Origin of the sequence: Paraburkholderia sp. GAS38, assembly GCF_050434965.1 — a bacterium.
GTDB lineage: Bacteria > Pseudomonadota > Gammaproteobacteria > Burkholderiales > Burkholderiaceae > Paraburkholderia > Paraburkholderia phenazinium_A.
Genome location: NZ_JBNDJO010000015.1, coordinates 12,701 through 36,563, shown reverse-complemented (window position 1 = coordinate 36,563; position 23,863 = coordinate 12,701). Strand labels below are relative to the sequence as shown.

Below are 23,863 nucleotides of genomic sequence, written 5' to 3'. Positions count from 1 at the left end.
CTACACCGTGCCGACGAGTCAGGCGGCCGCGCCCCGGGCCGCAGGCCTCTCCCCCAGCGAACTCAGTTTGACGTCGCGATCCGGGAAGCGCGCGATCATGACCAGCTCGCCGCCCAGTGCATGAATATGGTCACGCAACGTGGAGATGTACATGTCCGTTCGCTGCTCGAGCTTGGCGATACTGGGTTGCTTCACATCCAGCAAGCCGGCCAGCTCCTCCTGCGAGAAGCCAAGAGCACGGCGTAATTCCGCGAGCGCCATTTCGGCGAGCATTGCGTTGGTCCGTTGCGCTGCCTCGGCACGCAACTCGGGTGACATCTTTGCTGCGAGTTCAGAGAACTTCTTTGCCATTACGGCCTCCTTTCTGTTCCAGTTGTGCCAGATGCTCGCCAAATAACGCATCGGCACGTGGCACATTGACTGCATACCAGCGATCGTTACCGGTCTTGTTGCCGCCGAGCAGCAGAATGCCCGTGCGGAATGGGTCAAATGCATAAAGCACGCGATAAGGTTTGCCCGCATGCTGGACTCTCAATTCGCGCATACGACCGTACTTCGAGCCCTTGACCTGGCTGCAATACGGGTGCGGCAATTCCGGGCCAACCTGCTCAAGCAAATCAACCGATGCCTTGACCGACACCTGCTCTGCTTCCGTCAAATCTTCCCACCATGCACCGAAGAGATCGGTGTACTCGATTTCCCAACTCATAGATAAATATACCCTCCATGGAATATTCCGTCAACGGAATAACGACGCCGTTGCGCGTGCGATACGCAGAGGTCGCAAGCGACCTCGCAGCGCCTCGCGCGACGAACGCATGTGCGCGGCGACGGGGCGCCGCGCATGAGGTCATGCTAGGGATTTGGGGGAGAGAAACCAGTCAGCCGGATGGCTAACGTTGTGGAGGAAAAGGTGTAGAGGAAACGCGTTAGACGTTACAGGTCGCGCCGCCGCTCGCGGCAATTTCCCGTGCGGCTTTCGCGCCTTCAACCTGCAGCAAGGTCGGCAGCGATACGCCGTTCTTTGCCGCCGTCACTTCCGCCAGAATCGACACGGCGATCTCCGGCGGCGTCCTGCTGCCGATATAAATGCCGACCGGCCCATGCAGCCTCGCCAGTTCGGTATCGTTCAGGTCGAACTCCTTGAGCCGCTCGCGCCGGGCGGCATTGTTGCGCCGCGATCCCAGCGCGCCGACATAGAACGCGGGCGTCTTCAGCGCTTCCATCAAGGCAAGATCGTCGAGCTTCGGGTCGTGCGTCAGCGCGATCACCGCGCAGCGCTCGTCGAGCTTCATGTCGAGCACCGTATCGTCGGGCATCGTACGTACGATCCTGGTGCCGGGGATATCCCATTCGTCGGTGTACTCTTCGCGCGGATCGCAGACGGTCACCTGGTAGTCGAGCCCCACCGCGATATGGCAGAGATAGCGCGACAATTGCCCCGCGCCGATCACCAGCATCCGGTAGCGCGGTCCGTGGATCGTCAGCAGGCGCTCGCCGTCGAAATCGACGCCGTCGGTCGCCTGCGCGGCGCCCAGTTGCACCCTGCCCGTCGCCATCTCGACCCGGCGTGCAATCAGCTTGCCGTCTTCGACCGCTTCACACAGTTCGGCGATGCCGCTTGCCTCGTTCAACGGCTCGAGCACCAACTGGATGGTGCCGCCGCAGGGCAACCCGAAGCGATGCGCTTCTTCCGCCGTGATGCCGTACTTGACCGCCTCCGGCAAGGTTTGCTCGATGCCGCGTTGCCGCACCCGGTCGATCAGGTCGTCTTCGATGCAGCCGCCCGACACCGATCCCACCACGAGACCATCGTCGCGCACCGCCAGCATTGCGCCTTCCGGACGTGGCGACGAGCCCCACGTCTTGACCACGGTGACGAGTAGCGCGCGATGTCCCAGTTCGAGCCAGCGTGCACTGGACTTCAGGACTTCGAGATCCACGCTGTCCATGATTTCTTCCTTTTCGCTTGAGCGTCGCCGGATTCGGAATCCGCGCCGTCGGTTGATGCTGTGTCGTCTGCTGGCGCCGCGGTGTCGGCCGCTGCATCCGCGCCGCCTTCACCGGTCACCTGAGCGCTGAAGCGCTTGAAAAATTCGCCGGCCAGCTTGCGTGCCGCGCCGTCGACGAGCCGCGAGCCGATCTGCGCCAGTTTGCCGCCGACCTGCGCGCTCGCCGTGTAAGTCAGCCTGGTCGCTTCGGGGCCCTCCGGTTCCAGCGTGACGCGGGCATTGCCGGAGCCGAACCCGGCCACCCCGCCCTGGCCTTCGAAGACGATGGTGTAGGTCTGCGGCGCGTTGATATCGGTCAGCAGCATACGCCCTTTGAAGCGCGCCTTCACGGGACCTACCGAGGCGGCCATCGACAGCGCAAACGCGTTCTCGCCGTCCGCTTCGATGCTCTCGCAACCGGGGATCGACGCGCGCAGGATCGCGGTGTCGTTCAGCGCCTCCCACGTGCGCTGCTGCGAGACGGGCAGCGTGTAGCTTTCGGTCAGTTCCATCGCGTGACTCCTTGTGTTCCGGCCGCGGCAGCGGCGCGAGGTGCGCGCGTCAGTTGCGCCAGATCGCGGCCGAATGCAGCCAGACTATCGAGATTATGAACTGGCCGGTGCGCGTCCACATAGGGCAGGATCGCCTGCACGCCGCGCGCCTTCGCTGAGAAGCCGCTATACCGCAGCAGCGGGTTGAGCCAGATGATGCGATGGGCGAAGCGGCGCAGACGCGCCATTTCGGTGTCGAGCATGTCAATGGCCTCGTGGTCGAGGCCGTCGGTGACGAGCAGTACGGTTGCCCTGCCGGACAGCACGCGCCGCGCCCAGCGCCGGTTGAACTCGGCGAGCGCCGCGCCGATGCGTGTGCCGCCCGACCAGTCCACCACCTGATCGGCCAGCGCGGCGATCGCCACGTCGGGGTCGCGCTCGCGCAGCGCGCGCGTCGCATGGGTGAGGCGCGTGCCGAACAAGAATACCTGCAGCCGTTCGCGCGATTGCAATAATGCGTGACAGAAATACAGCACCGCGCGCGAATAGGCGCTCATCGATCCGGAGATATCGAGCAGCAGCACGAGCGGCGGCTTGCGTTCGATGACAGCGCGGTACTTCCACACGGTCCAGTCGCCGCCCGAGCGTACCGCGTGACGCGCGCTCGCCCGCAGGTCCGCATGGGTGCCGCGCGAGGCGGCCTTGAGGCGGCGCGTCGGTTCGGTGGCAAGCGGCAGACGGTGACCGCGGATCACATGGCGCAGCGTGCGCCATTCGTCGGCGCTGAGGGTGTCGAAGTCGCGGTGACGCAGACGCTCTTCGGCGCTGAACGTGACGTGCGCGCGCAGTTCGTGTTGCTCGGTTTCGGGTGCGGTCTGGGCGTTGCGTGAGCCGGCCGGACGTGCGGCAAGCGCGTCGGCGAGACGGTTGTTGCGCCTGGGCGGCGGCAGACCGTTGCGCACCTTCGGCAGCAGCAGCGCGCGCAGCTTGCTTTCCCAGTCGGGATCGCGCCAGAACAGGTTGAAGGCCGTGTTGAAGATCTCGCGTTCGTCGGGGGCGGAGATCAGCAGCGCGGCCAGTGCGGCGCATACGTCATCGCGGCGGCCGAGGTCGATCCAGCGCAACGCATCGAGTGCATCCACCGCGTGCGACGGCGACATCGGCAAGCCCGCGCCGCGCAGCACGCGCACGAAATGGACGACATTGTGCGCGAGTGTGGGAGGCAGTTCGTCATCGGGAGCACTTGGCATGACTGTCATACCCGCCGTCATTCCTTCGCTGCCAGGCACTGCCCGATCTGCGCTGCGTCCACCCGCGCCAGATCGTCCTGATACTTCAGCAGCACGCCGAGCGTGTCCTGCACCGACTGCGGATCGAGTTCGGTCACGCTCAACGCGGCCAGCGCGCGGCACCAGTCGATTGTCTCCGCGATCCCCGGGGCCTTGAACAGATCCATGCCGCGCAACTGATGCACGAAATCGACGGCACGCCGTTGCAACTCGGCGCTCGTCTGCGGGGCGCGCGCCGCGACGATCGCCAGTTCGCGATCGCGCTCCGGATAGTCGATCCATTGATACAGGCAGCGGCGCTTTAATGCGTCGTGTACCTCGCGGGTGCGGTTCGAGGTCATCACGACGAGCGGCGGTTGCTCGGCGCGCACCGTGCCGTATTCCGGAATCGACACCTGAAAGTCCGACAGCAGTTCGAGCAGAAACGCCTCGAACGGCTCGTCGGCGCGGTCGATCTCGTCGATCAGCAGCACACGACGCGCGCCGGGATGCAGTTCGTCCGGCATCAGCGCCTGCAACAGCGGGCGCTTGAGGAGAAATTCGCTGCGATATAGCGTGTCGTTGCCGGGCCGCTCACCGGCCGCTTCTGCCAGCCGCAGCGCCATGATCTGCCGCGGATAGTCCCACTCGTAGAGCGCGCTGGCCGTGTCGAGCCCTTCGTAGCATTGCAGCCGCAGCATCGACGTGCCGAGCAGGCCCGCGGCTGCCTTGGCCAGTTCGGTCTTGCCGACTCCCGGCTCGCCCTCGACAAACAACGGCCGTTCCATGCGCAGCGCAAGGAACAGCGCGGTCGCCAGCTCGCGGCTCGCGAAATAGCCTTGAGCGCCGAGCTGGGCAAGGGTGTCGTCAATTGAACTAACCATTCGCGGTGGTCACCGCCCGTGCAGTCAGCAGCGGAATCAGATGCGCCCGGTACTCGGCGCTGGCGTGCATATCCGTGTTCAGGTCGTCTGCGGACACCGTGACGGCTTGCGCCGCCGCTGGCGTAAAGTTCGCGGTGAGCGCGCTCTCCAGATCAGGAGAGCGAAACACGGATGCCCCCGCGCCCGTCACCGCCACCCGCACCCCATCCGCCCGTTTCGCGACAAACACGCCAACCAGCGCAAAGTGCGAAGCCGGATTGCGGAATTTCTCGTAGGCGCTGCGCTCGGCGAGCGGAAATTCGACGGCGGTGATCAGCTCGTCGGGCGCGAGCGCAGTCTCGTACATGCCGACAAAGAAGTCGTCGGCGGCGATGCGCCGCCGGTCCGTCACGATCGTGGCGCCGAGCGCCAGCACCGCGGCCGGATAGCAGGCGGCGGGATCGTTGTTGGCGAGCGAGCCGCCGATCGTGCCGAGCGCGCGCACCTGACGGTCGCCGATATGGCTCGCGAGGCTGGCAAGCCCAGGCAGGACGCGGCGGATGTCGGCGTGATCGGCGACGTCCGCATGACAGACGGCTGCGCCGATGGTCACGCTGTTGGCGTCGACGCGAATCTCCTTGAGCGCGGCAATCCGCGTGACGTCGATCAGCTTCGATGGCTGCGCGAGGCGCAGGCGCATGGTCGGCAGCAGGCTTTGGCCGCCGGCGAGGAATTTTGCGTCGCTGTCGCCGGCGAGCGCGGCGACCGCCGCTTTGGGATCGGCCGCGCGTTGATAGTCGAAGGTGTACATGTCGGCTTGCTCCGGTCAGGGTTGTTGCGCAGCGCGGATCGCGGACCACACACGATGCGGCGTGGCGGGCATTTGCAGATCCTTCACGCCGAGCGGCGCCAGCGCATCGAGAATCGCGTTGATCACCGCCGGCGGCGAACCGATTGCGCCCGCCTCGCCGCAGCCCTTCACGCCGAGCGGATTGTGCGTGCACGGCGTGCCTTTGGCGGTTTCCACCGTGAAGCTCGGCAGGTCGGAGGCGCGCGGCATCGCGTAGTCCATGTACGAGCCGGACAGCAACTGGCCGCTGTCGTTGTCGTACACGCAGCGCTCGAGCATCGCCTGGCCGATCCCCTGACCCAGGCCGCCATGCACCTGGCCTTCGACGATCATCGGATTGATCACGTTGCCGAAATCGTCGACCGCGGTGAATTGCTGGATGCGGCACTCGCCGGTATCCGGATCCACCTCCACTTCGCAGATATACGAGCCGGCCGGATAGGTGAAGTTGGTCGGATCGTAGAAGGCGCTTTCGTCGAGTCCCGGTTCGAGCTTGTCGAGCGGATAGTTGTGCGGCACGTAGGCGGCGAGCGAGATGTCGGCAAAAGCCTTGGTGCGGTCGGTGCCGGCGACGCGGAACACGCCGTTCTTGAACTCGATGTCTTCGGCCGCCGCTTCCAGCAGATGCGCGGCGATTTTCTTCGCCTTTGCTTCGATCTTGTCGAGCGCCTTCATGATCGCCGAGCCGCCCACCGCAATCGAGCGTGAGCCATATGTGCCCATGCCGAACGGAATGCGACCGGTATCGCCATGCACGATTTCGACGTTCTCAATCGGAATGCCGAGCCGGTCCGCCACGACCTGGGCGAAGGTCGTCTCATGCCCTTGGCCGTGACTGTGCGAGCCGGTGAACACCGTCACCGAACCGGTGGGGTGCACGCGTACCTCACCCGCTTCGAACAGGCCGGCTCGAGCGCCGAGCGCGCCGGCGATATTCGACGGTGCGAGTCCACAGGCTTCGATGTAGCACGAGTATCCAAGTCCACGCCGCTTGCCGTTTCGCTCCGAGGCCTGCTTGCGGGCCGCGAAGCCTTTCACGTCGGCGAGTTCCAGCGCGCGGGCCAGCGTGGTTTCGTAATCGCCGGTGTCGTAAGTGAGGCCTACCGGTGTCGCATACGGAAACGTGCGAATGAAGTTGCGGCGGCGGATCTCCGCCGGATCGAGGTTCATTTCGCGCGCCGCGGTTTCGACCAGCCGTTCGACCACATAGGTGGCTTCAGGCCGGCCCGCGCCACGGTATGCATCGACGGGGACCGTATTGGTGAAGACCGCCTTCACCTCGGCGTAGATCGCGGGCGTAGCGTACTGACCCGCCAGCAGCGTCGCGTAGAGGATGGTGGGCACGCTCGAGGCGAAGGTCGACAGGTACGCGCCCATGTTGGCGATGGTGTGCACGCGCATGGCGAGGAAAGTGCCGTTGGCGTCCATGGCCAGCTCGGCCTTCGTCACATGGTCGCGGCCATGTGCATCCGAAATGAAGGCCTCCGAACGTTCTGCAGTCCATTTCACCGGCCGGCGGATTTTCTTCGACGCCCAGGTGAGCGCCACATCTTCGGCATACAAAAAGATCTTCGAACCAAAGCCGCCGCCGACGTCCGGCGCAATCACGCGCAGCTTCGATTCGGGCAGCGACAGCACGAACGCCGCCATCAGCAGCCGTTCGACGTGCGGATTCTGGTTCGCGACATATACCGTGTAGCTGTCGTCCTGCGGCGACCAGCTGGCGTTCACCGCTCGCGGTTCGATCGCGTTCGGGATCAGGCGGTTGTTGACGATATCGAGCGTCGTGACGTGCGCGGCTTTGGCGAAGGCGGCGTCAGTGGCCGCCTTGTCGCCGTGACCCCACGTGTAGCAGACGTTGTCCGGCACTTCGTCGTGCACGGCGGGCTGGCCCGGATCGGCGGCGTGCGCCGTATCCACCACGGCGGGCAGCACGTCGTAATCGACTTCGATCAGCTCGGCGGCGTCTTTCGCCTCTTTCACCGAGCGGGCGATCACCAGCGCCACCTGGTCGCCGACGTGGCGCGCCTTGGTATGCGCGATCACCGGATGTGGCGGCTCGTTCATCGGTTTGCCGTCGACGCTGTGGATCAGCCAGCCGCAGGGCAGGCCGCCCACGCTGTCAGCGGCCATATCCGCGCCGGTGAAAATCGCCACCACGCCAGGCGATTGCTTCGCCGCGGCCGTGTCGATGCTTTTGATCCGCGCATGCGCGTACGGCGAGCGCAGGAACACGGCATAGGTTTGCTGGGGCAGCACGATATCGTCGGTGTACTGACCATTGCCGGTCAGGAACCGGTAGTCTTCCTTGCGCTGGACGGAGGCGCCAATCAGCGGATGCGGGTCGGGTGCGTTCATCGTCGTCTCCTCAGACCGTGACTTGCGCGCTCGCCTGAGCGGCGGCGCCGGACTTCATGCCGGCAGCGCCTTCGAGCACGGCCTTGACGATGTTGTGATACCCCGTACAGCGGCACAGATTGCCGTCGAGCTGGGCGCGCACGTCCGCTTCGGTGAGATCGGGCTGACGCTGCGCCAGCGAGGTCGCGCTCATCACCATGCCCGGCGTGCAGAAGCCGCACTGCAGGCCGTGGCAGTGGCGGAACGCCGCCTGCATGGGATGCAGTTCGCCGTCTTTGGCGAGACCTTCGATGGTGGTGATCTGCGCGCCTTCAGCCTGCACGGCGAGAATGTTGCACGATTTGATCGCGCGTCCGTTCAGATGCACCGTGCACGCGCCGCATTGGGCGGTGTCGCAGCCGATATGCGTGCCGGTGAGCCGGAGTTGATCGCGCAGGAACTGGACAAGCAGGGTGTGGGGCTCGATTTCGGCGGTAACGGGCGTACCGTTCACCGTCAGACTGATGCTGATCGCCATGAACTGTCTCCTTTGTCGGCCAGAGCTAGCGCTTTGGCGCTTACTCTGGTCCCATGCAACATGGTTGCGAGAGGGATCGAGACCGGCGCGGGCCCACGTTCACTACCTTCCGCCTGCCTGCTGTGAGGGCTCGCTTCGGTTTGTGCTTTTTATGGTTCCACCAAAAAGTAAAGCACAAATCGGGCAGGGCTGCTATCGGGGGAAATCGTCCGGAGGCTGGCACGGCGCGCGCGGCAGCGTCGGCCCGGACAAGAAAAAACGGCACGCTGCGTGGGCAGGTGTGCCGTTCTGAAGCCGTTCTAAAGCCATTTTGAGGCGGCAGGGAAGGCCGTTGGGCGTTGCTGAAGGCCCATGAAGGCCTATGCATACCGCTGAGCGCCACTGAACGCCGGCGGGCGGCGCTCAGTTTCGCGGCGCTCCTCTATCAATGCTGCGAGCCGTGCGCGAGTTTGGAATGGCGGCGCGAGTAACCGAAATAGATCACCATGCCGATCAGCAGCCAGATCACGAAGGCCATCCACGTGACCGCCTTCAGGTTCACCATCAGGAACAGGCACGACGCCACGGCGAGCACCGGCACCACCGGCACGCCTGGGCAGCGGAAGGCGCGCGGCAGGTCCGGATGCGTCCTGCGCAGGATCAGCACGGCGATCGACACCATCGAAAACGCCGCCAGCGTGCCGATGTTGATCAACTCCGCGAGCACGTTGAGCGGCACCAGCGCGCCGATCAGGCCGAAGAAGATGCCGACGAGCCAGGTGGTCAGGAACGGCGTCGCAAAACGCGGATGCACGCGCGAAAGCGCGGCGGGCAGCAGTCCGTCGCGCGACATGGCGAAGATCACACGCGTCTGGCCGTAGGCCATCACCAGAATCACCGTCAGCATGCCCAGCACGGCGCCCAGATCGATGAAGCCGGCTACCCATTTCTCGCCGGCCACCTGCAGTGCGTACGACACCGGGTGCGAGATGCTGGCGAACTGCGCCGACGGCACGATGCCCGTCACGACCGCCGCCACCGCCACGTACAGCACGGCGCACACACCAAGCGAGGCAATGATGCCGACCGGCAGATCGCGCTTCGGATTCTTCACCTCTTCGGCCGCCGACGAAACGGAATCGAAGCCGATAAACGCAAAGAACATCACCGCCGCCGCGCCGAACACGCCGTTCCAGCCGTTCGGCATGAACGGATGCCAGTTAGCGGGCGTGACGTGAAACACGCCGACGCCGATCACCAGCAGCACGACGATCACCTTGATCGCCACCATGATGTTGTTGATGCGCGCGGATTCGCGGATGCCGACCGACAGCAGCGCGGTGATCGCCATCATCACGACGAAGGCGGGCAGGTTGAACAGGGTGGTATGGCCGGGCAGCGCGCCGGGCGCGGCCGACAGGGCGACCGGCAGCGTCACGCCGAAGCCCGACAGCAGCGACTGCAGATAGCCCGACCAGCCGACCGACACGGCCGAGGTGGCGAGCCCGTATTCGAGCATCAGGTCCCAGCCGATGATCCACGCGGCCAGTTCGCCGAGGGTGGCGTACGAGTAGGTGTAGATCGAGCCGGCGACCGGAATGGTGGAGGCGAACTCGGCATAAGCCAGCGCCGCGAAACCGCAGGCAATGGCCGCGATGATGAACGACAGCATTAGCGCCGGGCCGGCTTGTACGGCGCCGGTGCCGGTCAGGACGAAAATGCCGGTGCCGATGATGGCGCCGACACCGAGGAAAGTGAGGTCGAGCGCGCCGAGGGTTTTCTTCAGGCCGCCGCTTTTGCTGCTGGCGGCGAGCATGTGCTCGACGCTTTTCTTGCGAAACAGGGACATTGGCGTGGGTCTCCAGTAGTGCACGCGTCTTGCGCGCCGAATGTCGGGAAACCCAGGATTTTAGCGGATGTGCGACCCCTTACTTTTCCGGGATAGCAGGCGGATGACGCAGGACAGGACGCGCGCCGTCGTGCCGCGCCCCGCTGCGGTGCCCTTAACCCTAGCCGGCCATGGCCGGATTCAGGTCGACGAGGCGGTTGCTCATCACATAGAAGGTGAGTTCGGCGTTGTTGCGCAGCTTCATCTTTTCCAGCAGCCGCGTGCGGTACACGCTCACGGTCTTGACCGACAAAGACAGCGCATTGGCGATATCCGTCAGCCGCTTGCCGGAGGCGAGCATGCAGAGCGTCTGATATTCGCGGTCGGAGAGCTTTTCGTGCGGCAACTGCTCGCCGTCGAACGAAACGTAATCGGCGAGCGCCTCGGCCATCGCCGGGCTGACGTACTTGCGGCCCGCCGCGACCTGCTGGATCGCGCCGATCATCTGCGCGGCGTCGACGGTCTTCGAGAGGTAACCGGCCGCGCCGGCCTTCAACGCCCGGACTGCATACTGGTCTTCGCGATACATGGAGAACATCAGCACCGCCGCGCGCGGCGCCTTGCGCTTGAGGCGCTTGAGCGCTTCGACGCCATTCATGTCGGGCAGCGAGATGTCGAGCAGGACGACGTCGTAGACGTGCTTCGCCACCGCAACGAGCGCATCGGCGCCGGTTTCCGCTTCGTCGACTTCGAGCGCCACGCCACGGTCCATCAACAGTTGCCGGACGCCCTGGCGGACCACGGCGTGGTCGTCGACGAGCAGGATGCGCAGGCTCATGACGGCGCGCTCAGGAAGAGAAAGACGCGGCGCCGGCCGCGAGGCGTTCGGCGCACGCAGCGCCGGCGAGCATGGCATCCCACGCAAAACGCGCACGCACCGTGGTGCCGCGCGCGTGCGTGCCGGCGTCGGGGCGGCTGGCGCCGATCTGCAGGCTGCCGTCGAAGGCCGCGCAGCGGGCGCGCATGCCGGCGAGGCCGAAATGGCCGCGGCGCGTACGGGCGCGCGGTGCGAGGCCAATGCCGTCGTCACTGACGACGAGCGTCAGGTGGCGGCGGCTCGCTTCGATGCGCACGTCCGCCGCGCTGGCGCGGGCATGCTTGGCGGTGTTGTTGAGCGCTTCCTGGGCGACCCGGAAGATCGCGAGCGCGGCATCCGCCGGCAAGCGCGTGAGGCGGACGTCGGCAGCGCACACGAAGCTGGTGCGCAATTGTGTGCGGGCGGCGAAGTCGCCGGTCCATTGCGACAGCGCGCCCACGATACCGGCGTCGAGCGAAGGCGCGTGCAATTCGGCGACCGCATGGCGGGTGGCTTCGCCGACGGCGTCGAGCGAGCGCTGGGCAACCGTGAGCGCGGCGGCGCACTGCGGCGGCGCATCGGTGGGCAGCCAGGTTTCGACGCCGGCGAGCGCGAAGTGCGTCGCGGTCAGTTCGGCGCCGACGCTGTCGTGCAACTCGCGCGCGACGCGCTGGCAGGCGGCTTCCTGGGCATGGACGAGTTCAGCGGACAGTTCGCGCACGCGGGCGCGCAGACGCGCGATCTCGCGCTCGGCAGGGCTGCTGGCGCTCGATCCATCGAGGCCTTCGCGGGCGATGGAAGTGGGCACATGCGCGGTGATCGGTACGACAATCGACGTATCCATGACTCTCCCGCTTAGGATGCTGCTCGCACAGCAAACCGGGTGCGCTTCGACGGCGCGAAGACAAGGGAACGCATGCGAATCTCTGGCCTCAAGAAGTGTCCGCTGCGCACCCCGGCATGACGGACAAATCGCTACGAGGTAGCGTAACGAAATTTACATTCAGTAACAAATCGGCTGTAACCCTGGTGGGGTCTTACGGCAACCGGTGATGCGCCGCGATCATATCCCAAAAAAAAGAAAAGAAGCAGATAGGACAAGGCTCAGCGTGGGTTTTTTGCGGCAGGAATTTATTGAGGTTGACTTGTCATATGCATTTTGCATGTAGGAAAAATGCTGACATTGAAGGTGAGGCCGTGTGTCGGAATTGTAACTGGATGACCGGGCGAGGATTCCGGCGTCGGCGGTGAGCCGGTCATGTCTTCGCAGAGGGTTTGCCGGGCGCAGAGAAACACCCGGCGAGCGTTCGCGGCGAGCGCCCAAAAAGCAAAACCGGAGCGCGAAGGCTCCGGTTTTCGCGGCTCAGCCGGCGGGCGGCGAGCCGGGTACGTCCGCGTAACGCGCGGCTTAGGCTTAGCCCACGAACGCCTTTTCGACGACGTAGTGCCCCGGCGCATTGTTGCTGCCTTCCTGGAAGCCCGCGTCGTCGAGCAGTTTGCGCGTGTCGCGCAGCATGTGCGGGCTGCCGCACAGCATGACGCGGTCGTTTTCCAGCGAGAAGCCCGGCACGCCGAGGTCGGCGAACAGCTTTTCGGTTTCGATCAGCTCGGTGATCCGGCCACGGTTCTGGAACGCTTCGCGCGTGACGGTGGGGTAATACAGCAGCTTTTCCTGAACCAGTTCGCCGAGGTGCTCGTGCGCCGGCAGGTGGTCCGTGATGTATTCCTTGTACGCCAGCTCGTCGACGAAACGGCAGGTGTGCGTGAGCACCACGCGCTCGTAACGGTCGTAGATGTCCGGATCTTTAATGATGGACATAAACGGCGCGAGGCCCGTGCCGGTGGACAGCAGCCACAGCGTCTTGCCCGGCAACAGGTTGTCGGCCATCAGCGTGCCGACCGGCTTCTTGCCGATCAGGACTTCGTCGCCGACCTTCAGGTGCTGCAGGCGCGAGGTGAGCGGGCCGTCCTGAACCTTGATGCTCAGGAATTCGAGGTGCTCTTCGTAGTTCGCGCTCGCGAGGCTGTAGGCGCGGATCAGCGGCTTGCCGTCGACTTCGAGGCCCACCATCGTGAACTGGCCGTTTTCGAAGCGAAATGACGGGTCGCGCGTGCAGGTGAAGCTGAACAGCGTATCGGTCCAGTGATGGACGCTCAGGACGGTTTGTGAATTCAGGTTGCTCATGGCTTCTTGGATGGTGCGAAAACAAAGACGGCCAGACGACTAGCCGGCCGGCACGGCAAGGGCGATGCTGCGCTAACCCCGCTGCTGATCCGGGGCCAGGGAAATGATGCGCAATCCGCTATTTTACCGCGCTTGCCACCTGAGGGTATCGGCACGGCGTCGAGCGTGGTCAAGCGGTTTGCCGGACTTGCGGCTTCGGCGTCGGAACGGCACGCGGTGGAGCACGTCGGCGGGGGTACAGCCGGGGTTCAGCAGCGGTACGGCGATGGGCAAATTCGCGTGGTGCGTTGCGCCGTCCGGTGACCGGATCGCGTGCCGGTAGGCATGCGTCCTCACAACAAGTTTTTGGGATGATACAGAAAGCCGTCGCGCAGCGCAGCATTGACCCTGCTAGCGGGACGGCAAAAGGGGCAAAAATGCCGCAAAAGCGGCGAAAAAGCGCCGGGAAAGCGGCGCAAGTGCCGTCTTTAGCCACCACGAGCGGGCTGCTGCCGCCGGCAAAACGGCGCCGGGGCGCCGCGCGTCAGTGCGCGTGGCCCGAATTCCGTGCGAGGCCGCCTTTAGCCCGCCACGGCAGCCGTGCGCTTGCGCCCCCGCTGTTTCAGCACGCGCGCCTGCATCACAATGACGGCCAGCAGGAACACGCCGCGAATCACCGATTGCCAGTACGCCGACAGGCTGATGAAGCCCAGGCCGTTTTCGAAGTTGAGCAGGTTGAACACCAGGCCGAGCAGCAGGACGCCGGCAATCGTCATCGCAATCGAGCCCTCGCCGCCGGTCAGCAGGGTGCCGCCCAGCACCACGGCGGAGATCGCGAACAGCTCCCAGCCCACCCCTTCGTTCGGCTGCCCCGCGCCGAACTGGGCCGCGAGGATCACGCCGGCCATGCCGGCCAGCAGGCCGCTTACGGCATAGGCCGTGACCAGCGTGCGGTCCACATTCAGTCCCATCAGGCGCGCCGCTTCCTCACTGCCGCCGATGGCAAGCGAATGCCGTCCAAAGCGCGTGCTGCGCAGTGCGAGCCACCCGGCCAGCGCCGCCACCACCGCGACGATGCCGGGGATCGGCAGGCCGAACAGATCGCCTTGACCGAAGGCGCCGAAATTCGAGTCGGGGGCGATCGACACCGCGTCGTTCTTGCCGAGCAGCAGCCCGACGCCGTGCGCGCCGAGACTGGTGGCGAGCGTCGTGATGAACGGCAGGATCTTCAGACGCGTGATGATGATGCCATTCAGCACACCCACGATTAACCCTGCCAAGGAGCCGGCCAGTACGGCGACCCAACCGCCATAGGTGCTGGTGAGCGCGGCCACGACGCTCGACATGGCCGCTACCGTGCCCACCGAAAGGTCGATGCCGCCCGTGATAATCACGAAGGCCATGCCCACCGAGATCAGCGCGAACATCGAGTTGTAGCGCCAGAACGAATTGATGTTGTAGGCCGAGCCGAAGTGGTCGTAACGCACGAGCCCGAACACCACGAGGGCGACGAGCGCGAGCAGGATGGGGAGATTCTTTTTCATCGCATCGGGTCCGGAGTCTTGGAGAGCACGGGCAGCAGGGTCGACATGGCGGTTCGGGATCAGCGCGAGCGCCGTTGCACGTACACCGCTGCGACGATGATCGCGGCCTTGACGACCAGCGCCGCCGCGTCGGGAATGCCGTGCGCGAGCAGGGTAAAGCGCAGCAACTGGATGATCAGCGCACCGATCAGCGTGCCGCCGATATACGCCTTGCCGCCCGTCAGCGCCGTACCGCCGACCGCCACCGCGGCGATCGCATCGAGTTCGATGCCGAGGCCGACCACATTCGCGTCCGACGACGAGTTCACCGAAATCGAGATCAACCCTGCGAGACCCGCCAGCGCCGCGCATATCGTGTAGGCGATCAGCTTGACGCGTGCGGTCGGTACGCCGCACAGATAGGCGGCCTTTTCGTTGCCGCCGGTGATCAGCAGGTACTGGCCGAACAGCGTCTTGCGCACGACCCAGACGAACAGCGCGACCAGTGCGAACATCAGCAGCACCTGGAACGGCACGCCGCCTACCTTGCCGAGGGCGATCCACTGGAACGCGGGGTTGTCGAAGGCCTGCAGGCTGCCGTCGGTGACCACCTGGGCGATGCCGCGACCGGCAATGAACAGCACCAGCGTGGCGACGATCGGCTGCACCGAGAGCTTCGTCACCAGCAAGCCGTTGAAGACGCCGCATGCCGCCGCGGCGATCACCGGCAGGACGAACGCGAGGGCGATGCCGCCGGGGCCCGGGATATTCATGAACAGCATCGGCGCCAGCGCGCCGGAAATCGCCATGGACGCGCCCACCGACAGATCGATGCCGCCCGTCGCCACCACCAGCGTCATGCCGATGCCGACGATCACGATCGTCACCACCTGTGTCAGATTGACGTTGAAGGTTTGCAGCGACCAGAAGTGCTGCGTGAACAGCAGATTGAACACCAGCATCGCCAGCAGCACGATGACTTCGCGCTGGATCGTGACGCGGTGCCGTTTCTTCGCCTGTTGTTGTGCGGCGCTATCCGGGGCGGCCAGCGGGGTTTGCGCGGCCAGCGGCTGCGCAGCCTGATTGCCTAGTGTTTTAAGCGACTTAAGCGCCATGACGGTCGCCCTCCAGCGCGTCTTCGATATGGGCCGTGTGGGCGGCTTCGACCAGTTGCGAGGGGCCGTCGCTGCCATAGGCGATGGCGTCCATGATGCTGCTCTCGCTCATTTGAGCGCCGTTCAGTTCGGCGACGGTGCGGCCGTCGCGGATCACCACGGCGCGGTCCGCCACAGCAGTGAGCTCTTCCAGTTCCGACGCGGACAGCAGCACGGCAAGCCCGGCGTCGCGCAGCTCGCGCACGATCTTCGCGACGTCCGCCTTGGCGCCGACGTCGATGCCGCGGGTCGGCTCGTCGAGCAGCAGCAGCGACGGCTCGGCGGCGAGCCAGCGCGCCAGCAACACCTTTTGCTGATTGCCGCCGGACAGTTCGCGGATCGGTTGATCCGGCGAGCGCAGCTTGATGCCGAGCGAGGCGATAAAGCGCTCCACGATGGCCTGCTGCTTTTTCACGTCCACCACACCATGTTTGGCCAGCGTGCGCAGGCACACCAGCGTGAGGTTGTCGCGCACCGACAGTTCAGGGACGATGCCGTCGCCTTTGCGGTCTTCGGTGAGGTAGGCGAAGCCGCGCGCAATCGCATCTTGCGGCGACTTGAGCGTCACGGTTTCGCCGCCCACGGCGAGCGTGCCGTGTTCGAGCGGGTCGGCGCCGAACATCAGACGCATCGTCTCCGTGCGGCCCGAGCCGAGCAGGCCGGCGAGCCCCACCGCTTCGCCCGCATGCACTTCGAGCGAGACGTCGCTCACCTTCGGATGGGCGCTGAGGTTGTGCGCCGCCATCACCTGCGCGCCGCGGCGCGCGAGATTGGCCTCGCGCGCGGTGGCGTCGTCCTGAACGACGGCGGCCAGCGTGCGGCCGAGCATCGTCGTGACGAGCTGCAGTTTGTCCATCTCCGCCATCGAGCTTTGGGCGACGGTCTGGCCGTCGCGCATCACCGTGACGCGGTCGCACAGCGCGTAGAGTTCGTCGAGGCGGTGCGAGACGAAAATCACCGCGCGGCCGTCGTCGCGCAGCTTGCGCACCACGCTGAACAGCAGTTCCACTTCGCGTTCGTCGAGCGACGAGGTGGATTCGTCCATGATCACCATCTTCGCGTCGGACGACACCGCGCGCGCGAGCGCCACCATCTGCTGGATGGCGGTCGAATAGCTGCGCACGGGTTTCTTCACGTCGATCTGCAGGCCGAACGACTCAAGCAGTGCAGCTGCGCGCCGCTGCACCGCGCGCCAGTCGATCAAACCGTAGCGGCGCGGCTCACGGCCGAGAAAAATGTTTTCCGCCACGGAGCGGAACGGCACCAGATTGATCTCCTGGTAGATCGTGCTGATGCCCGCTTCACGCGCTTCCTTCGGCGTGCGGAAATCGATCTCGCGGCCTTCGAAACGCACGCTCCCACCGGCGCGCCGATAGGCGCCGGTGAGGATCTTGATCATGGTGGATTTGCCGGCGCCGTTCTGGCCGATCAGCGCATGCACTTCGCCTGCGGCGACGCTCAGATTGGCGTTGCGCAGGGCGGGCACGCCGCCGAAACTGATCTGGATGTCCTGCATCTCCAGGAGCGGCGAACGTCCGGCGCTGGGAGACGGCGGCGTGGGGCTGCCGGATTGCGTCACGTCTATTCTCCTGCTGCAGATACTGTGCGGCGGGGCGGCGGAGCGGCTCGCGCCACCTTCCCATAGTAGTCCGTAAGACAAAGCGAAGCGACGGCCCGTCGTGGCACGGGCGCGTCGCTCCGAACCCTTCCCGTCCCCCCGGAGACATAAAGGGGACGTCCTGCGGGGCGCCTCCCAATCCTCAGAGGTGACCGCCTCCGAGGGTAGAAGACTGACTGCGCGTCGCCATCGGCAGCGCCGGATCAGCTATGACGCCGGATCTGGCGTGCCGACGGCCGGGGCGACATCAATAGCCGTACTGCATGCTCTGCTGCACGTTGCTCTTGTCGTAGAAGCGGTCGGAGACTTTCACCCAGGTCGGGATCGTTTCGCCCTTGGCGAATTTCTGCGCGACATCGCAGGCGAGCGGGCCGAAGAACGGGCTCGACTGCACGCTGGCGCCCAGTTCGCCGGCGGCGATGGCGTCCATGCCGCCCTTGGTGCCGTCGATCGTCACGATCTGGATGTCCTTGCCCGGTTGCTTGCCGGCCGCCTTGATCGCAGCGATCGCGCCCAGCGCCATTTCGTCGTTATGCGCGTAGACCGCGGTCACATCCGGGTGCGCCTGCAGCAGCGTTTCCATCACCTGACGACCCTTGTCGCGCGAGAAATCGCCGTCCTGCGAAGCAATGATCTGCATGTCCGGATGCTTCGCGATCACGTCGTCGAAGCCCTTCTTGCGATCGTTCGCAGCCGAGGCGCCCGTGGTGCCTTCGAGTTCGATGATCTTGGCCTTGCCGTTGGTGGCCTTCACCAGCCAGTCGGCGGCGCGCTGGCCCTGGTTGATAAAGTCGGAGCCGATGAAGGTGATGTAGTCCGTGCCCGGCTTGGCGACCGAGTGATCGACGTCGCGGTCCACCAGGATCACCGGAATGCCGGCCTTCTTCGCCTGCAGCACAACCGGCGAGAGCGGCTTTTCTTCACGCGGCGGGAACACCAGCAGATCGACGTGCTGCGCGATCATGTTCTGGATGTCCGAGACCTGCTTGGCGTTGGAGCCGTTGGCGTCGGTGACGACCAGTTGCCAGCCGCACTTGGCGGCGATGTCCTTCATGCTCTTGGTTTCCGCGAGCCGCCACGGATTGTTGCTTTCGGTCTGCGCGAAGCCGACCTTCAGCGGAGTCTTGCTGGGTATCTTGGGCAGGGCATCGTCGGCGTGAGCCGTTGCGACGCCAAAACCGAGTGTCAGGGCCACAAGCGATGCAGCCAGCGGGGATGCGGTCAGCCGACGACGTTGACCACGCAATTGCCGTTCGAGCGATGCCATGTCTTCCTCCAGTACCTGGTGAGGTAGGTGTATTTGCTTTTTGGTGTTTCTCCTGCCGGTCGGCACCTGCGCACCGTTGACCGGACGTGCCGATTATTCCACTCGGAATTATTATCGGTCAATCACTAATAATATTAATTATGGGCGATTTTGCCTCGGTAATTACCCTCACTGAGGCGCGTTCGACGAGCGGACCGTCGAGCTTCACCATGCGGTGCCGCACCGGCGCGCCCGCGGCGCGGTTCTGTTCTTCCTGCAGCAAGGTTTCCACTGCCCAGCGGCCCAGCTCGTAGTTCGGCAGCACGACCGTCGAGAGCGGCGGATGGGTGTGGCGGGCAATTTCCTGGTCGTCGTAGCCGAGCACGGAGATGTCTTCGGGCACCCGCAGGCCAAGCTGCTTGAGCGCCTCGATCGCGCCGAGCGCAGTCAGGTCGTTGGCGCAGAAGATGGCGGTGGGCGGATGCGCCTCGCGCATCAGCGAGAGCGTGTGCTCGAAGCCCACACCCGAGCTCCAGTCGCCTTCGCGCACGAGTTCCGGGGCGAACGGCAGGTCGGCGGTGGCGAGCGCGGTGCGGTAGCCCTTCAGGCGGTCCTTCGAGGCGTCCTGCCACGGCTCGCCGTTGATGTAGCCGATGCGCCGGTGGCCGGCGTTGAGCAGGTACTCGGTGGCGATATGGCCGCCCGCCACTTCGGCGGGCACCACCGACGACTGGCCGCCTTCGCTCGTGTAGCAGTTGAGCAGCACGGTCGGCACGCGCGACAGCGCGGCCGGCAGGCTCACCTTGCGCGTGTAGACGGTGGCGTAGATCACGCCGAACAGGTGCGGATTCGACAGCGTGGTTTCGAGCACCTGTTGTTCGATGTCCGCGTTGCCGTGGGTCGAGTAGACCGCGAGCATCTTGCCGCTCGCGTAGGCGGCGTCGCGCGCGCCGTCGATGTTGACGACCGGGTGCGGACTCGTCGAGATTTCGTCGGCGAGATAGACGATCAGGTTGCGCTCGTCCTTGGACGCGAGCACCGGTTCGCGCGCCGAGAGCCGGTAGCCGAGATCGTGGGCGGCCTTGAGCACCTTGTTGCGGGTGGCCTCGGAGAATTTCGCGCCGGTCGCGTTGTTCAGGACAAGCGAGACCGTCGATTGCGACACGCCGGTGAGCTTGGCGATGTCGGTCATCGTGGGACGGCGTTGAGTCGATTTTTTCATTGAGCGGGCCGCGCCGAAGCGGCGGCGAAAACAGGGAATGCCAAGGGCACGATCGTGCTGACGGTACCACTAATAATATGCGGACGGCAACGCGCAAAAACCCGTCATTTGGGACGTCCGGCGGGGCTTTCTATTGGTGCAATTTTGAACTAAATATTACTAATAATATTGACCTGAGAGTTGCGACGTGCGATTCTCGGTCGCGCGGGGCCATGTCGGCCGCGTTCCGCCCAGGGCCTTTCCTATCCTCACCATGCGCGATGTTTCCTTGAATCCGATCCGGCCAGCCGCGACAGAGGCGTTCCAGCTCGACGATCCCGCCTTGATCGCGTTGGCGAGCGGCACCATGCGTCTGCTGGTTGCGCCGCACGTCGGCGGTTCGATTGCTGCGTACTACGAGGCGGCGGCCACTGGGCCGGTGCACTGGTTGCGGCCCGCCACCGAGGCGGCGCTCGCCGCACGCGATCCGCTGCGCATGGGGAGCTTCCCGCTGCTGCCGTATTGCAACCGCATTCGCGATGCGCGTTTCGAGTTCGACGGACGCACCGTCGATCTCGCCGGCGACGGCAACCTGTTCGCCCACGCGCTGCATGGTCATGCGTGGCGTCGCGCGTGGCGGGTGGGCGCGCGCACCGCGAGTTCGGTGGAGCTGCACTTCGATCACGAGCCCGATCCGCACGCGCCAGGCGACTGGCCGTTTCGCTATCGCGCGATGCAGCGCATCGAACTGGCGGGGGATGCGCTACGGGTGACGCTGTCTGCGCACAACCTGGCTGAGCGGCCAATGCCGTTCGGCATGGGGCATCATCCGTATTACCCGCGTACCGCCAGCACGCGCGTGCATGCGCAGGTGCAGGGCATGTGGCACGCGGACGGCGAGGTGCTGCCGACCCACCTGGGCCCGCATCCCGCGGTCGATGCCATGCGCGAAGGGATGGCCGCCGATGCGTTCGATCTCGACAACAACTTCGCCGGCTGGTCGCGCAGCGCGACGATTGCGTGGCCGGACGAAGGCCGTCAACTGACGTTGACGGCGCAAGCGCCGTTCGATCATCTGGTGGTGTTTGCGCCTGCGAGCGAAGCGCTGTTGTGCGTCGAACCGGTGACCAACACCACCGATTGCTTCAACGCCGACGACACGCGCGACCATGTAGGCGGCTGCGTGCTGATGCCGGATGAGCAGATCGCCGCGACCGTGCACTGGACGCCGCAGCGGGTCTAACCCGCAAGCGAAGCGCGACGGCTGTCGATCCGCGCGCAAGCTGCTACGCGCAGCGTTACTCCACCCGCAAGCGCGCCATGTACGGCAAATGATCCGACAGCCACGCGGTCTCCTGCGTTGGCTGGATCCACTCGACCGGCTTCATGCCGCGCACGAACATCTTGTCGAGCGCGAGCGCCGGTGAGAACGCCGGGAAGGTCCGTCCGGACTCCCCCAGCAATGTTGCCACCTCATACAGACCGTGTTCGCCGAACAGCGGCACCGAGTCGTTGCGCCAGTCGTTGAAGTCGCCGGCGAGCACGAGTGGCCCCTCTGGCGCTTCCTTCGCAATCCAGTGAGCAATCCACGTCATCTGCCGCAGACGGGCCGCCCGCGTGAGCGCGAGATGCGCGCACAGCAGCGTCACGGAATGGCCGGCGAAGGTGGCCCGCGCTACCAGCAGGCCGCGTTTTTCGAAGCGGTGTGCTGAGATGTCCCAACGGCCGCCGAGATCGAGCGGATGCGGCGACAGGATCGCATTGCCATGCCGCCACGACGGCTTGAACACGTTCGGCCCCAGCGCAATCTGCAATTCCGCCGAGCGGGCGATTTCAGTGGCCTGGCAATGCCAGACATCGTCGAGCGGATCGCGCAGCGGTGCGCCGAACCCGCCTGAGAGCACCGGCGCCGGCATGCGCCGCGCCATCGCTTCCTGCAGGAAGAAGGCGTCGGCGGGGGTCGACTGCACCCAGCGCTGCATCGCCTGCCAGGCCTGAAAGCCGAGCGGCGTGCGCCCTTTGTGCAGGTTCCAGCTGACCGCAATGAAGTCCTTGGGCTGCACGCCTGGGCGGATCAGTTCTTCGGGGTTTCGCATACCGCGTGGTCCACGGTGTTCGTTGATATCAGGAGTGATGGGCAAGGCTCGCACGGATTCGGTACACCAGGTTCGGATTCTTGTCGACGATCTGCCAGGTGGCCCATTGGCCGGCAGCCACTTGCAGACCCGGATGATTGGCGCTCACCTGGCGCGGCTGCGGCGGCAGCTTGCAACCGGTATCGGTTTTCTGGGCGCTGTCGTCTTCGAGGGTTTCCTGCGCGTCGATGGCGAGCGTGACCTGATTCGCGTCGGCCTGGATCGGCGAGACCGTGAGCGTGCGCGTCAGATCGATACTGCCGGCGGGCGCATCCTTGCAGCCGACGTTGTGCTGCACCACCTGATGATGCGTGTCGGTGCGCGCCTGGCCGACCGTCGTCTCACCCTCGAACGCATCGATCTGCTGGCCGTCGCGCATCACCTGCAACTGCCACTGCACGACCTGCTGGTCGGCCGGTTGCTGGGCCTGAGCGAATAACGATGTGCCGAACAGCACGGCGACGAGACTGGATTTCCACATGGTTGACGGCTCTCCGGGAGCGCTGTGTCCGGCTGGGTGACAGGCGCCCATCTTACGCCTGATGGGCATAACGTCTTTCTGACACCAATGTCGGGACCGGGTTCAGCAACAATGCGTTTCGTATCAGATGAGGATGAGTTCGGCCCATTCAACCAGGCTGTGCCGATAGCCCACTGCGCGTGTTAGCAGCAGACCCGCATGGCTGCTGGCTTGCGCACGAATATGGCCTCGTTACACTGGACTTGAAACGGCGCCTCACCGGTGCCGTAGCGGCAAGACCAGCACGACGGGGTGAGCTATGACAACAGCAATGGTCAAACAGGAAATCGCGGTGGCGTCGTTCAGCAAGGTCTATGACCTCGAGCGGGTTGAAACCGCGCTGAACGATCTCGGCGACGGCGCCAACGACGCGCTGCGCACCACCTACGAAAAGATGCTGAAGATCGGCAATCTGCGCTTCTGCGTGAAGCCGAACCGGATGCCCTCTATCGACGATCTGGTCGAGGCGCTGCCCAACTTCAGCGAACCGCTCGACGACGTGCGCAAGCAGGTCGCGCTGTGCCTCGAGACCGAGGACCGGCTGGAGCTGATGCCGATCCTGCTGCTCGGCGACCCTGGCATCGGCAAGACGCATTTTGCGAAGCAGCTCGCGCGGCTTCTGGGCACGTCGTATCACTACGTGGCGATGAGTTCGCTGACGGCGGGCTGGATTCTCTCGGGGGCGTCGTCGCAATGGAAGAACGCCAAGCCCGGCAAGGTCTTCGATGCACTCGTGCATGGCAGCTACGCGAACCCCGTGATTGCCGTCGACGAAATCGACAAGGCCACCGGCGACTCGCAATACGATCCGCTCGGCGCGCTGTATGCGTTGCTGGAGCACGACACGGCGCAAACCTTCATCGATGAATTCGCCGAGATCCCGATCAACGCGGGTCACGTCATCTGGATCGCGACGGCCAACGACGAGCGCTCGATCCCCGAGCCGATCCTCAACCGCATGAACGTCTACGAGATCCCGCCGCCGGATCGCGACGGTGCGCGGCGCATCGCCCAATCCATCTACGATGAAATCCGCACGGCCCATGGCTGGGGATTGCGCTTTCCCGGCGAACTGGGCGATGCCGCGCTCGATGCGTTGAAACATGCCTCGCCGCGGGAAATGCGCCGCGCGATTCTGAACGGCTTCGGGGCGGCACGGATCGACGGCCGCGACTGGATCGGCGCGGACGATATCCGGCTCGACTACGGCAACCGCCGCAAACCGATCGGCTTTTGAGCGAGGCTCACCGTTCCACCGCGAACAACCGCCTTCGGGCGGTTTTTTGTTGGTCGGAGGGACC

General features: G+C 65.0%; 22 protein-coding genes. 2 read left to right on the top strand and 20 right to left on the bottom strand.

Features of this window, described 5'->3' with window-relative positions; translation table 11 throughout:
* Positions 1–18 precede the first annotated feature (18 nt).
* The 18 genes from P3T42_RS29000 to P3T42_RS28915 form a co-directional block, all read right to left on the bottom strand.
* Positions 19–351, bottom strand: a complete 333-nt coding sequence (locus P3T42_RS29000; RefSeq protein WP_074301065.1) for a helix-turn-helix domain-containing protein — start codon at positions 349–351, stop codon at positions 19–21.
* Positions 332–709 (bottom strand): type II toxin-antitoxin system RelE/ParE family toxin, encoded by a 378-nt coding sequence (locus P3T42_RS28995; RefSeq protein ID WP_074301064.1) that lies wholly within the window; start codon positions 707–709, stop codon positions 332–334. Before P3T42_RS28995 ends, P3T42_RS29000 begins: the two co-directional genes overlap by 20 nt.
* 220 nt (positions 710–929) lie before the next feature.
* Complete coding sequence (locus P3T42_RS28990) at positions 930–1,952, bottom strand: XdhC family protein (protein WP_429307993.1); 1,023 nt, start codon at positions 1,950–1,952, stop codon at positions 930–932.
* Complete coding sequence (locus tag P3T42_RS28985; protein WP_429307992.1) at positions 1,925–2,503, bottom strand: CoxG family protein; 579 nt, start codon at positions 2,501–2,503, stop codon at positions 1,925–1,927. Before P3T42_RS28985 ends, P3T42_RS28990 begins: the two co-directional genes overlap by 28 nt.
* Positions 2,494–3,741, bottom strand: coding sequence for a vWA domain-containing protein (locus tag P3T42_RS28980; RefSeq protein WP_429307991.1), 1,248 nt, complete (start codon positions 3,739–3,741; stop codon positions 2,494–2,496). Before P3T42_RS28980 ends, P3T42_RS28985 begins: the two co-directional genes overlap by 10 nt.
* An 8-nt stretch (positions 3,742–3,749) precedes the next feature.
* Positions 3,750–4,634, bottom strand: coding sequence for an AAA family ATPase (locus P3T42_RS28975; RefSeq protein WP_074301060.1), 885 nt, complete (start codon positions 4,632–4,634; stop codon positions 3,750–3,752).
* Entirely contained in the window at positions 4,627–5,424 is a 798-nt protein-coding gene (locus tag P3T42_RS28970) for an FAD binding domain-containing protein (protein ID WP_074301059.1), read from the bottom strand. Before P3T42_RS28970 ends, P3T42_RS28975 begins: the two co-directional genes overlap by 8 nt.
* Before the next feature lie 15 nt (positions 5,425–5,439).
* Positions 5,440–7,821: a xanthine dehydrogenase family protein molybdopterin-binding subunit gene (locus P3T42_RS28965; RefSeq protein ID WP_074301058.1), complete on the bottom strand. Its 2,382-nt coding sequence runs from the start codon at positions 7,819–7,821 to the stop codon at positions 5,440–5,442.
* A gap of 10 nt (positions 7,822–7,831) precedes the next feature.
* Positions 7,832–8,338 (bottom strand): (2Fe-2S)-binding protein, encoded by a 507-nt coding sequence (locus P3T42_RS28960; RefSeq protein ID WP_074301057.1) that lies wholly within the window; start codon positions 8,336–8,338, stop codon positions 7,832–7,834.
* Positions 8,339–8,762: 424 nt separating this feature from the next.
* Positions 8,763–10,166, bottom strand: a complete 1,404-nt coding sequence (locus P3T42_RS28955; RefSeq protein ID WP_429307990.1) for an amino acid permease — start codon at positions 10,164–10,166, stop codon at positions 8,763–8,765.
* A gap of 160 nt (positions 10,167–10,326) precedes the next feature.
* Positions 10,327–10,983: a response regulator transcription factor RqpR gene (gene rqpR / locus P3T42_RS28950; RefSeq protein WP_074301055.1), complete on the bottom strand. Its 657-nt coding sequence runs from the start codon at positions 10,981–10,983 to the stop codon at positions 10,327–10,329.
* Positions 10,984–10,993: 10 nt separating this feature from the next.
* Positions 10,994–11,845 (bottom strand): sensor histidine kinase, encoded by an 852-nt coding sequence (locus tag P3T42_RS28945; protein WP_429307989.1) that lies wholly within the window; start codon positions 11,843–11,845, stop codon positions 10,994–10,996.
* A 570-nt stretch (positions 11,846–12,415) separates the two neighbouring features.
* Entirely contained in the window at positions 12,416–13,186 is a 771-nt protein-coding gene (locus P3T42_RS28940) for a ferredoxin--NADP reductase (protein ID WP_074301053.1), read from the bottom strand.
* Positions 13,187–13,746: 560 nt separating this feature from the next.
* Entirely contained in the window at positions 13,747–14,709 is a 963-nt protein-coding gene (locus P3T42_RS28935; RefSeq protein ID WP_074301052.1) for an ABC transporter permease, read from the bottom strand.
* Positions 14,710–14,768: 59 nt separating this feature from the next.
* The gene (locus P3T42_RS28930; RefSeq protein ID WP_429307988.1) at positions 14,769–15,803 is read right to left on the bottom strand and encodes an ABC transporter permease; all 1,035 of its coding nucleotides are present in this window, start codon (positions 15,801–15,803) and stop codon (positions 14,769–14,771) included.
* Positions 15,793–17,421, bottom strand: coding sequence for a sugar ABC transporter ATP-binding protein (locus P3T42_RS28925; protein WP_429307987.1), 1,629 nt, complete (start codon positions 17,419–17,421; stop codon positions 15,793–15,795). The genes P3T42_RS28930 and P3T42_RS28925 overlap by 11 nt, the downstream gene beginning before the upstream one ends.
* 286 nt (positions 17,422–17,707) lie before the next feature.
* Entirely contained in the window at positions 17,708–18,727 is a 1,020-nt protein-coding gene (locus tag P3T42_RS28920) for an ABC transporter substrate-binding protein (protein ID WP_429307986.1), read from the bottom strand.
* Positions 18,728–18,845: 118 nt separating this feature from the next.
* Positions 18,846–19,898: a LacI family DNA-binding transcriptional regulator gene (locus P3T42_RS28915; RefSeq protein WP_074301048.1), complete on the bottom strand. Its 1,053-nt coding sequence runs from the start codon at positions 19,896–19,898 to the stop codon at positions 18,846–18,848.
* A 283-nt stretch (positions 19,899–20,181) separates the two neighbouring features.
* Between P3T42_RS28915 and P3T42_RS28910 the strand changes: the two genes are divergently transcribed.
* On the top strand, positions 20,182–21,150 hold the full coding sequence (locus P3T42_RS28910; RefSeq protein WP_074301047.1) for an aldose 1-epimerase: 969 nt from the start codon (positions 20,182–20,184) through the stop codon (positions 21,148–21,150).
* A gap of 55 nt (positions 21,151–21,205) precedes the next feature.
* Here the strand turns inward: P3T42_RS28910 and P3T42_RS28905 are convergent, their stop codons facing one another.
* Entirely contained in the window at positions 21,206–22,003 is a 798-nt protein-coding gene (locus P3T42_RS28905; protein WP_074301046.1) for an endonuclease/exonuclease/phosphatase family protein, read from the bottom strand.
* 28 nt (positions 22,004–22,031) lie between these two features.
* Positions 22,032–22,523 carry a hypothetical protein gene (locus tag P3T42_RS28900; protein WP_074301045.1) on the bottom strand — a complete coding sequence of 164 codons (492 nt, stop codon included), beginning with the start codon at positions 22,521–22,523 and terminating at the stop codon, positions 22,032–22,034.
* Positions 22,524–22,821: 298 nt separating this feature from the next.
* On the opposite strand from P3T42_RS28900, the gene P3T42_RS28895 reads away from it, so the two are divergent.
* Positions 22,822–23,799 (top strand): AAA family ATPase, encoded by a 978-nt coding sequence (locus P3T42_RS28895; RefSeq protein ID WP_074301044.1) that lies wholly within the window; start codon positions 22,822–22,824, stop codon positions 23,797–23,799.
* The last annotated feature ends 64 nt before the right edge of the window (positions 23,800–23,863 follow it).

Excerpts from the sequence above, each read along its gene's own strand:
- P3T42_RS29000 (WP_074301065.1), bottom strand. The coding sequence starts at position 351 with ATGGCAAAGAAGTTCTCTGAACTCGCAGCAAAGATGTCACCCGAGTTG.
- P3T42_RS28995 (WP_074301064.1), bottom strand. The coding sequence starts at position 709 with ATGAGTTGGGAAATCGAGTACACCGATCTCTTCGGTGCATGGTGGGAA.
- P3T42_RS28990 (WP_429307993.1), bottom strand. The coding sequence starts at position 1,952 with ATGGACAGCGTGGATCTCGAAGTCCTGAAGTCCAGTGCACGCTGGCTC.
- P3T42_RS28985 (WP_429307992.1), bottom strand. The coding sequence starts at position 2,503 with ATGGAACTGACCGAAAGCTACACGCTGCCCGTCTCGCAGCAGCGCACG.
- P3T42_RS28980 (WP_429307991.1), bottom strand. The coding sequence starts at position 3,741 with ATGACAGTCATGCCAAGTGCTCCCGATGACGAACTGCCTCCCACACTC.
- P3T42_RS28975 (WP_074301060.1), bottom strand. The coding sequence starts at position 4,634 with ATGGTTAGTTCAATTGACGACACCCTTGCCCAGCTCGGCGCTCAAGGC.
- P3T42_RS28970 (WP_074301059.1), bottom strand. The coding sequence starts at position 5,424 with ATGTACACCTTCGACTATCAACGCGCGGCCGATCCCAAAGCGGCGGTC.
- P3T42_RS28965 (WP_074301058.1), bottom strand. The coding sequence starts at position 7,821 with ATGAACGCACCCGACCCGCATCCGCTGATTGGCGCCTCCGTCCAGCGC.
- P3T42_RS28960 (WP_074301057.1), bottom strand. The coding sequence starts at position 8,338 with ATGGCGATCAGCATCAGTCTGACGGTGAACGGTACGCCCGTTACCGCC.
- P3T42_RS28955 (WP_429307990.1), bottom strand. The coding sequence starts at position 10,166 with ATGTCCCTGTTTCGCAAGAAAAGCGTCGAGCACATGCTCGCCGCCAGC.
- rqpR (WP_074301055.1), bottom strand. The coding sequence starts at position 10,983 with ATGAGCCTGCGCATCCTGCTCGTCGACGACCACGCCGTGGTCCGCCAG.
- P3T42_RS28945 (WP_429307989.1), bottom strand. The coding sequence starts at position 11,845 with ATGGATACGTCGATTGTCGTACCGATCACCGCGCATGTGCCCACTTCC.
- P3T42_RS28940 (WP_074301053.1), bottom strand. The coding sequence starts at position 13,186 with ATGAGCAACCTGAATTCACAAACCGTCCTGAGCGTCCATCACTGGACC.
- P3T42_RS28935 (WP_074301052.1), bottom strand. The coding sequence starts at position 14,709 with ATGAAAAAGAATCTCCCCATCCTGCTCGCGCTCGTCGCCCTCGTGGTG.
- P3T42_RS28930 (WP_429307988.1), bottom strand. The coding sequence starts at position 15,803 with ATGGCGCTTAAGTCGCTTAAAACACTAGGCAATCAGGCTGCGCAGCCG.
- P3T42_RS28920 (WP_429307986.1), bottom strand. The coding sequence starts at position 18,727 with ATGGCATCGCTCGAACGGCAATTGCGTGGTCAACGTCGTCGGCTGACC.
- P3T42_RS28915 (WP_074301048.1), bottom strand. The coding sequence starts at position 19,898 with ATGACCGACATCGCCAAGCTCACCGGCGTGTCGCAATCGACGGTCTCG.
- P3T42_RS28910 (WP_074301047.1), top strand. The coding sequence starts at position 20,182 with ATGCGCGATGTTTCCTTGAATCCGATCCGGCCAGCCGCGACAGAGGCG.
- P3T42_RS28905 (WP_074301046.1), bottom strand. The coding sequence starts at position 22,003 with ATGCGAAACCCCGAAGAACTGATCCGCCCAGGCGTGCAGCCCAAGGAC.
- P3T42_RS28900 (WP_074301045.1), bottom strand. The coding sequence starts at position 22,523 with ATGTGGAAATCCAGTCTCGTCGCCGTGCTGTTCGGCACATCGTTATTC.
- P3T42_RS28895 (WP_074301044.1), top strand. The coding sequence starts at position 22,822 with ATGACAACAGCAATGGTCAAACAGGAAATCGCGGTGGCGTCGTTCAGC.